Source organism: Shewanella sp. S23-S33 (genome assembly GCF_043359565.1).
Classification (GTDB): domain Bacteria; phylum Pseudomonadota; class Gammaproteobacteria; order Enterobacterales; family Shewanellaceae; genus Shewanella; species Shewanella oncorhynchi.
Genome location: NZ_JBHFFD010000066.1, coordinates 53,542 through 66,121, shown reverse-complemented (window position 1 = coordinate 66,121; position 12,580 = coordinate 53,542). Strand labels below are relative to the sequence as shown.

Below are 12,580 nucleotides of genomic sequence, written 5' to 3'. Positions count from 1 at the left end.
AAAGGCTGTATTTATGAATCATTCAGGCTATCAAGCCAAACGTTTAATCCAATTGGCGCTGCCGGTGCTAATAGCTCAGGTCACTCAGACCATGATGGGCTTTATTGATACCGTTATGGCGGGCCGTGTTAGCGCGGTTGATATGGCCGCTGTTGCGGTCGGCACTAGCCTTTGGTTACCCGCTATTCTGTTCGTCCAAGGTTTGCTGATGGCTTTTACGCCTTTATTTGCCCACTACAATGGCGCGAATAATCAAAAAGCCATCCAACCTTTGGCCTTTCAAGGTGCCTATCTTGCCATCATTGGCGGCATTGGCGTGATGGTTTTCCTCGCATCTGCGCCCTTTGTGCTTAGCCATATGGATTTAGAACCCGAATTATACCGCTTAACCATAGGATATCTCGACGGTATTTTATGGGGCGCACCCGCATTTGTGCTTTATCAAGTGCTACGTGGCTGCAGTGAAGGTATATCCTATACCTTACCGACCATGGTCATTGGTTTTGTCGGTCTAGCCGTAAATATCCCCGCTAACTATATTTTTATTTATGGACACTTTGGCGTACCGGCCATGGGCGGCGCAGGCTGTGGTATCGCCACTGCTCTCGTATTCTGGGCCATGCTAGTTGCCATGACCATTTACATGCAGTTACATAAAAAATTCGCGGCTTTAGCTCCCTTCAGTAAATTTCATCGCCCAGATTTTGAAACTATGAAGAAAATGACCAAACTCGGCATGCCGATAGCAATGGCGCTGTTTTTTGAAGTGAGTTTATTTGCCATCATAGCGCTATTACTCGCGCCACTTGGCGCAACAGTGGTCGCAAGTCACCAGATTGCGCTCAACTTTTCTGCCATCGTATTTATGCTGCCGTTATCTATCGGTATCGCGGTATCGATTCGGATTGGTTATTACTTAGGCCGTGATCGCGCCGATATTTCCGCTGTGGTCACTAAAGTGGGCTTATGGCTGGCACTATCCCTTGCTCTAACGACAGCGGTCTTGACCGTATTATTTAGATTCCAAATTGCGAAACTTTATAATGGTGATCCTGAAGTGGTTGCCTTAGCCGGCAGCTTGATGTTGATGGCAGCCCTGTATCAATTATCTGATTCAGTTCAAGTGGTCGCAGCGGGTGCTCTTCGCGGTTATAAAGATACACGCAGCGCCTTTTATATCACGCTGTTTTCCTACTGGGGGATTGGTATGTCACTCGGTTATACCTTAGCTTATACGGACCATATCGTTCCCGCGATGGGCGCCCATGGATTCTGGGCAGGATTGATTGCGGGCTTGACCTCAGCAGCGCTGTTATTTTTCATTCGTCTGCGTTACATCCAAAAGCATGGCGTGCATTTGAGCCTTATTGAAGGTGACAGTGTTCACCATTGATTGCATTAATGGCGAGCGACAGTGCTCGCCTTTTGGTTTATCAGTTTGATTTCGATGCATTCTCTGAAGTAAAACGAATAAGAAATTGCGGTTTTATCAGCGGCGTTGTTGAAACACTGGGCAAGTTGCACAGCAATTCACCATTTGACGACAAATTTGTTTTTTTTGCTTGCCAGCCCTGCGCTATGCCCCTAATATAGCGCTCGTTCCAAGGCGCAACGCTTTTGAATAGCTTGTTAAATTTTGCAATGCACCCGTAGCTCAGTTGGTTAGAGCACTACCTTGACATGGTAGGGGTCGGTGGTTCGAGTCCACTCGGGTGTACCACTCTCTTCACAGAGTATAAAAAGTGAAATTCAAACAGTGCACCCGTAGCTCAGTTGGTTAGAGCACTACCTTGACATGGTAGGGGTCGGTGGTTCGAGTCCACTCGGGTGTACCATTTCTTACTTTAACTCCCTTTAACTCCCTTTAACTCCCTTTAACTCCCTTTAAAACCTCAATTTAATATTGTCTTACCTTAAGACGCTCTGTTTATATTTGTGACAAATAAAAAATTTTCGTGCCTAAACTAGGTGTTTTGCAGAAATATTCAAACACACCCTGCCCCCTCTGATCTGCCTAACTATGCCTCGATTGCTTAACCCACATCTATCACTGTTACCCCCCAATTAGCCATTTTTCTAAATTTGTGCCCGTTTTGTGCCAAACATGTTGGCACAAGATGCTTTTTATGTTTTTGACACTGACCACTACCAAGATAGGCACACCGCTGTTGATTGTAATAGCCGTAAAGATAATAGTCGCCTCCGTAGAAACGAGTCTTAAGTGTTTTAGTTCAATCGATTTGAATATTTTACGCCGAGATACAACAGCTTGTATCATCACTACAGGTATTTATACAACGGACTCTTACATTAGCGCAAGGCACTTAAACTTTACACGCTGTACAAAAAGTGGTTTTAGTGGTTTGTTGGTTGAGATATTGGTAGCCCATCTACTCTTCGCCTAGGAAGTGACTAAATGTGTTTAGGGACTGATAATTGCTCATTATTTTTGTAAATTTCGCTAATGGACTGTTCAGTCCCTTTATGCCGACTAGCTGATAAATAAATACATCACCTGCTTGGGACTCATTTGATAATTGTTCAGTACTTAAAGAATGCTTTGCGCTGGTGATGATGAGCCAGTCCATGTTTGGCCCACCTATGGCAATACTGGTTGGGTTGGTGACGGGTAATGTCAGTGTAAGATCGACTTGGCCGTTAGGACGATAACGCACCACTTGGCCGCCCCCCCATTGAGCGTTCCAAATATATCCAGCACCATCGACTTCAGAACCATCAGGGAAAATCATTTGCTCTGTTGTGACAAATGAACGCTTATTGCTGACTGATGCTGTGTTTGGATCAAAGTCATATTGAAATATTTCATGTGTTGGTGAGTCTGCATGGTACATAGTTAGCCCATCAGAACTCCAGCAGAGCCCATTTGAAATACTGATGTTCTCGCACACTTTTAAGCATTGGCCTTGATGATCTATGCAGTAAAGTGCTGCATCATTGCTTGGATAAGGACCATTTTCGACCACAGTTTCAACCATAGTGCCGGCCCAGAAGCGCCCTTGCCTGTCGACTCGGCCGTCGTTAAATCTATTATTTGTTAGGTGTGATTCTGGCGTAGCAAGCCATTGTACTTCTCTAGTTTTTAAATGGTATAAAGCTATACCACGGTCAAACGCGACAATCAGTTGTTCTGCATTTTGCGTTAGACCAAATGAACCGACTCGATACGGCATGGCAATAGTTCGAAGACTTTGAGTCGTAATTGAGTAATTGAGTATCTCAGCAGCTTCAATATCAGTCCACCAAATGGATTGGGTTTTATCATCCCAAAGCACGCTTTCCCCTAGAATATTACCTACGGGAATGGTCATCAGTAATTTGCCAACACCAACAATATTGTTCATAAAATCACTCATTTGGGGTGAGGTATTATCTTTCAACAAATAAACGTATATAGCAATGCTACTAAACAGAATGAGAAGTAAGGACTGTGTAAATACTGTAAATAAAAAAGCACCCTTTCGGATGCTTTCGTGATGAACGTCAATAGCTTGGGTGTTGCTTATGCCTATTGATTGGATTCGCCAAACAGATCTTGCACGTCTTGCTCGGATATCGCTTCATCATAGAACTTGATTTCATCGATCGAACCGGTGAAAGGTGTATCCCAGAAGTTAACGCCGACCGCAAATTTTGTGGTGGGTACAGAGAAAACGTTCGGGAAGTTGGCGCCAGTAAACAGTAAGTTACCATTGATGTAGACCTTCACATCCCCACCATTAACCGTGTACACCATGTGTGACCAAGTCTCTTTTGGCATAGTAAAGCCAGTTCTACCGTCATACCAAGCTTCACCAGACCATAATACCGCTTGTTCATAGTCGTTTTGTCCGCCAGGTAATACGCTGGTCCAGCTTGAAGCACTGGCATAACTAAAGAGCGCACTGGTGTATTTGTTCAAGACTTTAGGATTCAGCCACAAAGAGATTGAATAGCTATTGTCTTTGATCAGGTTGTTTGGCAGTTCAATACCCGATTTTCCGTCAAATACTGCCGCTTTGCCCACAGCACCATCAGCGTAAGCAATGGCTCCACCAGTTGTACCAATTAAGTTACCCACCACAGTGCCAGCACCAAAGTGAGCAGTGCTGTCCGTTAGGTTATCTTCAAAGCTATAGACAGCTACAGGTGTTGGTGGCGCCATTGACTTCACATTTGCTGTGAACACTTTGGTTTGAGTGGCTTGTCCCAGCTTTATGGTTGCCGTCAAGGTCACCACTTTATCGATTTCCTCACGACCTGGTTGAGTCACGCCGCCAGTGGTATTAATGATAGTCGGATCTGAAGATACCCAAGTTATTGCTGCCGCATAAGGACCCGTGACAGGTAAATGCAAATCTTCACGTACTGAGGATAAATCGCCTAAATCGAGGATATCCACTGCAGATGCTAGTAATTCGCTGTCTGGTAATTTATCAATATCCAAAGCTTTGACTTCACCTGCAGTCAATGCCGCTTCATATACCTTAAGTTCATCAATCAAACCGTTATAGGGTAGATCCCAGTAGTTAACCCCAAGCCCAAAGACGCCCTGTTGGCCGCTGAAATAATCGCTGAGATTGCCGCGACTGAATTTTTCAACACCGTTGATAAAGACACGTACCAGCCCATTGCTCACCGAAAACGCGACATGTGACCAAGTATTTTCAGGTATGCGCTCACCGGTAACACCATCAAACCAGGCACTGCCGTTACTCCAAAACATGGTATTGCCATCCCAGCCTTGGGGCAGCATGCTGATCCAAGTGTTAGAGAACTTACCGCCATCGGCTGCGGTTTCCTCATTGACTGCACCAAAAAATGCCGTTGAAAACCCAGTGATGACTGTCGGATTGGCCCAGAATGAGACAGTGTACTCATAGCTTGAAATGATCCCTGTAGGCAGTAACACGCCGTGGGTGCCATCGAGTGCCAGTGCTTCCCCTTCAAGTCCCATGCTATAACTAACTGAATCAGAAGGTTTAAATATTCTATCGCCTGTAGGTTGACCAGCTGCAAACAGCCCTAATGAGTCTGTCAGGTTGTTCTCGAAACTGTACTGCGCGATACGGTTATAGGTTTTTCTCGCAAACACAGTCACTTGATACGTCTTCGAGACTTTTTTACCGTTAATCATAATAGTGGCGGTCAAAGTTACTACCTTGTCACCTTCCCCTACATTGGGGCGAACCACAGTGCCGTCGGGGTGAATTACAGTAGCATCGCTTGATGTCCACTCTATTGTCGCACCGCGTGTACCGCGCGTTGGTAGCGCAATCACACCATCCGTCGCTTCACTGACAACATCTATGCTGTTGCCTATGTCGGTTAATAGTTGTTCTGAGGTCTTATCGAGCAGTTTTGAGCCCCAAACTGAGACGCCCTCATTTGACAATGCGCTGAAAGTGGGTACCAATTTAGCGAGGGTCTCATCCCACTGCCATGCGAGAGTACCTTCGAATGTACCCAAATTATCAAGGGTTAACGTGATTCTGTTCGGTTCGTTATCGTATAAACGATATTTACCCGTGACTTCCCCTTTCACAAGACGACTCTCGGTCAGTGTGAGGTAAACGGATGTCTTTGGTGAAGTGTTGGTATCTTTTTCAAAATTAATAAAGCGATAGTCACCGACGAGATCGAGTGCATCGACAACATTATCACCGTCAATTGGCGCATAACGATGTGGTGATACCACTAACCAACCATCTGCATTGATAAACATCTCATGAACACGTACAGAGTGTTGCTCATCGCGGTTAGGGAAACGAGTATGGGTAACGAGGAAATATTTACCTGTATTTTTATCAAAATAGGCTGAGTTATGGCCTGGTGATAAATAACCCTGAGTGCTTCCCGTATCGCCTTTCTCTGCAACAAATTCGAAACCACCGAGTATCTTATTGCCATGTTCTTCAGGATTTTTATAAACTTGAGTCATGTCATAACCACTGGCATCGACATAAGGGCCGTCAGGATTTTCTGAGCGGGAGACACGAATGTTATAACCACCATTGGCCGCAAAGCCACCAATAGATGTAAATAAATAGTAATAGTTAGCATCAGGGCTATAGAGAATATATGAGCCTTCATTAGCCGCAAACTCACCACCGGTTAGCCGCTTACCATAGCCTTGATTCGGGAATGGTTTTGCTGTGGTCTCATCTATTTTTAAGATCCAGATCCCACCGAAGTAAGATCCATAGGTCATCCACAGTTGTCCATCTTTGTCATAGAAAACAGCGGGGTCAATGGTATTTGGCATAGTGCCACCGTTATAGGCGGTTACACCATCAGGTCCTAAACCTTGAGTAATCTCATCTGCCGTTAAGCCTGAGCGCAAAAATACACCTTTATCGACATATGGGCCTTCTATCGCGTCAGCTACGGCAACGCCGATAAAAGATCGTGGGGCATTACAGACAGGTGTTGGATAGACAGGGTCATCTGGATTATTACAAAAATCGTAATAGAAATAATACTTTCCATCTTTAAGCTTGATAACATCCGGCGCCCACGAACCTTGAACTTTATCGCCAGTCCATTTAAAAGCGGCCGCCATTTCGCTCGAAACTGTATTAAATAATGGATTTTGATCTGTGGGTGCATTTGCAATGCGTGTGATGGTGACAGGATTATTATCATCATCGAGAACCGGTTCGCCATTGGCATCAAGTACTGGCTCAATACGAGTCAAATATTGCCAGTTCATCAGATCCGTTGATTTAGCCGCAGCTAAATGTGAACCAAAAACGTAATAGGTATCGTCAGCTTTAATGATTGACGGATCATGCACTGCAAGATCATTAAAATCTAACATTTCCTGCTTGATTGTCGGATCCGGTAATTGTTGGTTCTCTGGAACCATATTGGGAGGTAATGAACCAGAATCCCCATCGCCGCCACATCCCCCAAGAACGATGAGCCCCGTCATAGCAAGCATCAATTTACTCAATTTCATATAGTCATCTCCCCCATTAATATTTATGTACTTAATTTTAAAATGCTTTTAAAGAGTTCTATGTTTTTAGGTTGATCACTTTTAACCCATGCCCTATGGGAGATGATCACGACAACCACAATTCATCATACAATAGTATATTTGTAAACAGCAAAGATATCTTTTAACAAGAAACTGACAAATTAGGTGTTGACAGGTTATTAGTCATACAATAGCATCATTATAATTAACATAACAAAATATCTACCAAAAATTAAACAAACTTATGAAATAACTGCACTTGGGGAGCTCTTTCATGTTTACACGTTCACTGCTCAGCATAGCGATAGCCTCATCAATATCTTTGATGTGCCAAAACGCTTATGCAGAAGAAGAAAAAAAAGTTGATGAGATAGAAGTGATTCAGGTTACTGGCATTCGTGATTCGTTAACGAAGGCTATCGAGCTGAAGCGACAGAACGTTCAAATTGTTGATTCCATCATTGCGGAAGATATTGGTAAGTTTCCCGATAATAACGTGGTTGAGGCCCTGCAAAGGGTTACAGGCGTTCAAGTGACTGGTCGAGGCGGCGGAGAAGTGAGTGGAGTCACTATCCGTGGTTTAGGTGATGTATCTACCACGATTAATGGTCGTCAAATTTTTACTTCAACGGGTCGTTCTGTGGCATTAGCGGATATTCCCGCCTCACTACTGAACAGTGTTGACGTGTATAAAACGCGTTCTGCCAACCTGATTGAAGGCGGCATTGCGGGTCAAATCGACATTAAAACCCAACGGCCCTTCAACTTCTCTGGGGAGAAGATTGTCGTTGCCGCCCGTGGTATCTACAGTGATTCAACCGAAAAAGTGGATCCTAATTTCAGTATTCTTGCCAGTGATCGTTGGGATACCAGTTCTGGTGAATTTGGCGCCTTGATTAATGCTTCGTACGCCGAAAGTAATTATCGCGATCAAAATATTTGGGTTGGTTCATCTGATCCTTATCGTGCCGATAATTTTGAACGTATTAACTCCGCATTTGTGAATCGTGGTGAAGCACTATCAACAACACCGGGCTCAACGCTCAATGTTAACGGGGTTGATACTGAGTATGTGTTGCTGCGCGATGCGATGGGCTTAACCGATTATACTGGTACCCGCAAGCGCCCTGCCGTTAACTTATCGCTACAATGGCAACCTAATGCCACTTCAGAGTATCTCTTTGAAGCTTTCTATAACGGTTATCGCAATGAAGATTTCAACTCACTGCTGTTTTCATTTGTTAATGGTAACAGCCACTTCAGAAACCCAGAATTCTACGACAATACGAATGTGGTGAAGAAGAATTACATCAATAACGCAGCCTTGTTTACCAGCGGTGATGGTTCTACGGGCGAGACTGATAGCTATGTTTATGCATTAGGGGGTAAATGGGATATTGGTGACGACTTAAGATTACGATCCGAAATCAATTACCAAACCAGTCAATACACCCGATCTTTTGTGGCAATGCAAACCAATGCAGTACGCAATCAGTTAGCCGTAGATTTTAACTACAATGGCACAGGTAATCCCGCCTTTGCGTATTTAGATGATCCTAGCACAACCGATATTAATGAAGGCAGTTTGACCAACGCTGCCGACTTCAATATGGGCAGTTTGTTTGATAATAGCGGTAAAGATGAAGGCGATGCGATATCGTGGAACTTAGATGGCGACTATGCCATTGAACTAGGTCTATTTGACACGATCGATTTTGGTGTGCGTTATGATAAACGTACCGCCAAATCGAAATCGAAAGATCAAAGCAGTGGTAACTGCTCTATCAATGGTTCAAATTGTCGTTTAACGGATATTACTGGCTTATCAACAACTACGGAACCTGGCTTTTATGACGGTCAAGCCTATGTGCCAAGCAACTGGTTGTCAGCTGACGGCGGTTATTTATTGGATAATGTAGGGCAGATGCGTGAATACTATGGCCTAGCTGTCAATGGCGGTGGTTATTTAGATTCGCGTTCTTTTGATATTGAAGAACAAACCATGGCGGCCTACCTGCAAACGAACTACAGCACTGAGCTCTTTGGTTTACCTTTAGATGGTCAGATAGGTGTGCGTGTGGTTAACAGCAGTACCGATTTGGCTTTTAATGAATCTGCGGCAAGCAAAGTAACGCAATCAACCGATGCAACCGATGTGCTGCCAAGCTTTATGGCGCGTTACTATTTAACGGATGACCTGTTATTACGTTTCTCTTATGGAAAAACAATCAGTCGCCCCGCTTTTGGTGATTTAAACCCTACCATGACACTGACACCTCCAAATGCTGGTACAGAGGCTGAGTTTGGTTATGCATCGAGCGGTAACCCTGATTTAAAACCGGTTGAATCGCAGAACTACGATCTGTCATTAGAATATTATTTTGCGCCAAGTAGCAGCTTATATGGCGTACTGTTTAAGCGTGAAGTCGATGGTTTTGTCTACACCACGAGTCGCAACATCGAAGTAACAGACAATTCTAATCCAGAGTACAACGCAAAATACGTACTCACACAACCTTCCAATGCGGGTAAAGGTAGCTTAGATGGTTTAGAGCTTGGTTTTACCTACTTCCCCGATGAACTGCCTAGTTGGTTGCAAGGTATTGGCATACAAACCAGTTACACCTACATAGATGGCAAAACCAAAGATCCGATCTTTGCCGCTGATACTGATGGCGGTGCGGGCGAGCTAATTGGTTATGAAACTAAGCCGTTAGTCGGTGTCTCTAAAAACTCATACAGTGTGGTATTAGCCTATGAAAAAGAAGAATATTCTGCACGCTTGTCCTATGTGTACCGTGACAAGTTCCTAACGGGTTATAACTTCTGCTGTTCAATGCCAACGGGGATTTACAGCGACTCAGAAGCGAACATGGACTTTCAATTTAGCTGGGATGTTACCCCTGACTGGGTACTTACCTTCGATGCCACTAACTTAACCGGTGAAGAGTTCCACTCTGCTTATACTGACTTTAACTTGTATAATAGTGGTTCATCTTTGTTTAGCCGCACCTTTGCGATTGGTACGCGCTACTCTTTCTAAGTCTGATGCTTCAGCCATAAAAGAACTTAAAAAAGCTAATCAATTGATTAGCTTTTTCTTTTGGTCATCCACATGATGGCCTACTATCACGACATGCATCAACGATGCAGCTAAATCAGTTATTGGTTAACTTTCATAGATCGACTTTACTAAGTGGTCTGGGCAGGACTTACCCTAACTCGTTGAGACACCAGTGGGAATCTAAGTGACAGCTTATGAGCTTTGAAAGCCTCAAGCGATTTTGCTACTGTTGGCACCCTCACACTTCTCGAATACGACTTATGCCCTCTTCATGGTTTTCATTTGATGTGATCCCCGCTGACATGTTTGCCCTACTCACCCTTAGCGCCGCATTTACCTCTTTTTTACGGCCTGTTTTGGCATTGGTGGCGCAACCTTTGCCATGGTGATGTCACTGCAGCACGGAGTTAAAATTGCGGTGTTTGAAGGCATGGGGGTGTCGCTAGCGGATTGGTGGCCGCTTTTAGCATTGTGCTTACTTTGCGGCCATTCGATTAGTTTGGCAGGCGATGAGTAAGTGGTAGAGGTATAAAAAAGCAGTAACTGTTAAACAGTTACTGCACAGCGCTGAGCAACATAGGCTCAACCAAGATGTCGTTAAGCGACCTCAACTCAAACGACATTTCAAGCACCCGTTACAAACTATTTGTTGCTATTTCACCTCTCTGAAATAGAACTGCTGCGAAATGGTATTTTTCCAGACATCCTCAACGATATTATCGCCATTGGCATAGGACTCGCCTGCCACTTTCATCGATGAACCGCCCTTACGCGAGACGACACGCAGTGAACCATTTGGCATAAACTCAGTTCGCCATTCACTGTCCGCCTGCTCGCAACCACCCAGCTGTAAGTTGCCATCAACACTCACTAAGCATTGGGCTTGTTTGTTCGCCGTTAGCTGCTTCGATTGCAGGCGGTAATAACCATCAGTGGTGGATGTTGCTTGCCATTGCTGGCAGGCATTGGCGGTATATTCATGTTGAACCACATTGGCATTGGCTTTAACGTCGCATTGTTGCGCCGACACCACTCGTCCACTATGGGCATTTACAATGGCTAAATGGGATACCGGTTCAATCCGCCAGTCAGTACAATCGCTGACGCGGTTTTCACCAGTAACCACAGCTGCGCCCTTTTGGGTACTGCAATTGGCGGCTTGTAGATTTTGAATAGAACGTTCATTGGCAAAACGGAACCAGCCATCATGACTGGCATCCACTGACCAACGTTGGCAACGGGAAGCCACCCAAGGCGCAGCATTCACGCCCAATGCTTCACTGTCTTGGCAATTTTCTTGGGTGAGAAAAGTGCCTTCGGCCACGTTAGCAAATCGATAAAGCCCGTCATTGGTGGGATCAATCACCCAAGTACTGGCTTTATCGTCACAACGGCTAACGCTGACATCGCCCTTGGCATTGGTGATGAGGCACTGGTCGGTATCATGGTTAACAATGCGGTATTTTACCCCTTCAACTTGGGCTTTCAATGGCCCAAACTCGCCACTAGGAACGCGTAAGGGTTGCTTATCTGCCATTGGCTCACCAAAGTTAGGCAGGCCTTTGTCATCCCACTTAAAGGGTTGGGCTCTGGCGGCGCGTGTGCCACTGCAACCATCTGTGGGTGAAGAGTTGCCGTGGTAAACCAACCAATCTTCGCTGCCGTCGGGGGAGGTAAAGAATCCGTGATGTCCAGGACCATAAACCCCATTGGCTTTACTGAAAAAAGGCTTGTCGTATTTAGTCCACGCTGCGGGATCCATAGGATCGGCGCCCGTGAGCTCGACCACGCCAAGTGAGTAATCTTCTGTATTACAAAAACTTGCCGAATGCACAAGGAAGGTGCGCCCTTGGTGCTGAATGATTTCTGGTCCTTCGTTAACGTTTAGACCAGACTTTTCCCACGCATAAATAGGCTGAGTGATCACCTTATGTTCGCCTTCAACGGTCCAAGGATTGCTCATTTTAGCGATTAAATTGACTTGATCTTTACCGTGCCACTCAGACCAGAGGAAATACAACTGTCCCTTATATTCCAAATAACTGCCGTCGATATTCCAATGATCCGGCATAGGCGTACCTTTATAGGTGTATGGCCCCATGGGATCGCTGCCTTCACTTTCAAGGATATGATTGCGCTGACCGTCGAAGTTTTCTGCAACGCCTGAGGTATAAATGACATACCAGCGTAGACCATTGACGGTTTGCATCGGATGGAATTCAAATGCCCAAAAATTACAGCAACGGGATTTATCTGTACCAGTCCAAATATTGTGCGCGGGAGCATCGGCAAGCCCGGCAATCGTGGGCGATTTGCGCATCACTAATTCAGAAGTCCACGTTGTCGTGGTCAGATAATAGTTACCATTAAAGTATTCAAGCCAAGGATCTGCGCCATTTCTAAACAAAGGGTTGGCAAACGTTTCGCTGGTGATGCGGTTATCGTCCGTTGATATGGGCGATGCTTGAACCATACCTGCCCCCAAGCAGGATGACAGCGCCATTACGGCGAATAATGTAGTCAGAGAATGAGTCATT

The 12,580-nt window shown here is 45.0% G+C and carries 5 protein-coding genes and 2 tRNA genes; 4 read left to right on the top strand and 3 right to left on the bottom strand.

Going from position 1 to position 12,580, the window contains the following annotated elements; all coding sequences use genetic code 11:
* The first annotated feature begins 13 nt into the window (after window positions 1-13).
* The 3 genes from ACHA99_RS18235 to ACHA99_RS18225 all read left to right on the top strand — a co-directional run bounded on the left by ACHA99_RS18235 (window position 14) and on the right by ACHA99_RS18225 (window position 1,835).
* Window positions 14-1,393 (top strand): MATE family efflux transporter, encoded by a 1,380-nt coding sequence (locus ACHA99_RS18235; RefSeq protein WP_028759932.1) that lies wholly within the window; start codon window positions 14-16, stop codon window positions 1,391-1,393.
* A gap of 250 nt (window positions 1,394-1,643) precedes the next feature.
* A tRNA-Val gene (locus ACHA99_RS18230) sits at window positions 1,644-1,720 on the top strand.
* 38 nt (window positions 1,721-1,758) lie between these two features.
* A tRNA-Val gene (locus ACHA99_RS18225) sits at window positions 1,759-1,835 on the top strand.
* Between the two features lie 555 nt (window positions 1,836-2,390).
* Here the strand turns inward: ACHA99_RS18225 and ACHA99_RS18220 are convergent.
* On the bottom strand, window positions 2,391-3,362 hold the full coding sequence (locus tag ACHA99_RS18220; protein ID WP_393944271.1) for an SMP-30/gluconolactonase/LRE family protein: 972 nt from the start codon (window positions 3,360-3,362) through the stop codon (window positions 2,391-2,393).
* 164 nt (window positions 3,363-3,526) lie between these two features.
* Window positions 3,527-6,958: a LamG-like jellyroll fold domain-containing protein gene (locus tag ACHA99_RS18215; protein ID WP_393944269.1), complete on the bottom strand. Its 3,432-nt coding sequence runs from the start codon at window positions 6,956-6,958 to the stop codon at window positions 3,527-3,529.
* Between the two features lie 295 nt (window positions 6,959-7,253).
* Between ACHA99_RS18215 and ACHA99_RS18210 the strand changes: the two genes are divergently transcribed.
* Window positions 7,254-10,022 carry a TonB-dependent receptor gene (locus ACHA99_RS18210; protein WP_393944267.1) on the top strand — a complete coding sequence of 923 codons (2,769 nt, stop codon included), beginning with the start codon at window positions 7,254-7,256 and terminating at the stop codon, window positions 10,020-10,022.
* A gap of 673 nt (window positions 10,023-10,695) precedes the next feature.
* Here the strand turns inward: ACHA99_RS18210 and ACHA99_RS18205 are convergent.
* Window positions 10,696-12,579 (bottom strand): family 43 glycosylhydrolase, encoded by a 1,884-nt coding sequence (locus ACHA99_RS18205; protein WP_393944265.1) that lies wholly within the window; start codon window positions 12,577-12,579, stop codon window positions 10,696-10,698.
* Window position 12,580 lies beyond the last annotated feature (1 nt).

What these genes read in the sequence shown, in the direction of transcription:
- ACHA99_RS18235 (WP_028759932.1), top strand. Translation starts at nt 14, where the DNA reads ATGAATCATTCAGGCTATCAAGCCAAACGTTTAATCCAATTGGCGCTG.
- ACHA99_RS18220 (WP_393944271.1), bottom strand. Translation starts at nt 3,362, where the DNA reads ATGAACAATATTGTTGGTGTTGGCAAATTACTGATGACCATTCCCGTA.
- ACHA99_RS18215 (WP_393944269.1), bottom strand. Translation starts at nt 6,958, where the DNA reads ATGAAATTGAGTAAATTGATGCTTGCTATGACGGGGCTCATCGTTCTT.
- ACHA99_RS18210 (WP_393944267.1), top strand. Translation starts at nt 7,254, where the DNA reads ATGTTTACACGTTCACTGCTCAGCATAGCGATAGCCTCATCAATATCT.
- ACHA99_RS18205 (WP_393944265.1), bottom strand. Translation starts at nt 12,579, where the DNA reads ATGACTCATTCTCTGACTACATTATTCGCCGTAATGGCGCTGTCATCC.